Annotated in this window: 1 protein-coding gene; it reads right to left on the bottom strand. The window is 55.5% G+C overall.

What is annotated here, in order from left to right; genetic code table 11:
• Positions 1–767 (bottom strand): IS481 family transposase (locus JHD62_RS21380; RefSeq protein WP_199104573.1); only part of this gene is annotated, 767 nt, incomplete at its 3' end.
• Positions 768–849 lie beyond the last annotated feature (82 nt).

The following is an 849-nucleotide window of genomic DNA, read 5'->3' as shown; positions in this document are numbered from 1 at the left end:
ACCTCCGCCTTCAACGTACGGTGAAACCGTTCATCCTTGCCATTGGTTTGCGGATGATAGGGCCGACTATGGCTGGTCCTGATGCCAAGCCGAATCAACCACAACTCCAAAGTCGTCAGTTGCCCCGGCTGTGCCGGTGAGCCCCATGGCGCACCGTTGTCAAAGTTCATGCGCACTGGCAGTCCATAACAGCGGAATGCCCTCGTTAGCAGGCGTTGCACCGTTTCGCTCTTCATGTTGCCGCACGCTTGCAAAATCACATTGAATCGCGAGCAATCATCCAGCACGGTCAGCGGCCAGCAACGGCCTTCCAAGGTGTCAAAGTAGCCTTTGAAATCGACCTGCCACAGCGCATTGGGCTGTTCGTGCTCAAATCGTATCCACGGCATTTGCTCGGGTGATCTTGGCGCAATCAGTTGATGGCGCTGCAAGATGCTATTGGCTGTGCTCGGTGCAATGCAGGCAAAACCGAGATCCTGCAAACGACGACTGATCTTGCGTCCACCCCATGCAGGATGAAGGCGTCGCAGATCGATCACCGCTTGCTCCAGCACATCTTCTGTTCTGGCGGGCTGATGATGCGGTCTGCGTGAACGATCCTCCAGCCCGGCCTTTCCTTCTTTGGCGTAACGGGCAATCCACTTGTAGGCGGTTTGGGGGCTGATACCGAAACGTCGACACAGCTCACGGCGATTAGCCCCCTCCTGATTCGCCAACAGAACAAACTCTTCTCTCAGATCCATGATGCTTTGGGCTTTCCAGGGCATGTTTATTCCGCGAGTGAAAGGTCTCGCGAAAGTGTCACCCATGTCCTCGCACACCTGTCAGCTATCTCTCCGGTCTATACAG

Origin of the sequence: Aquitalea sp. ASV11, assembly GCF_016429185.1 — a bacterium.
Taxonomy (GTDB): domain Bacteria; phylum Pseudomonadota; class Gammaproteobacteria; order Burkholderiales; family Chromobacteriaceae; genus Aquitalea; species Aquitalea pelogenes.
This window is presented reverse-complemented; position numbering and strand designations above follow the sequence as displayed.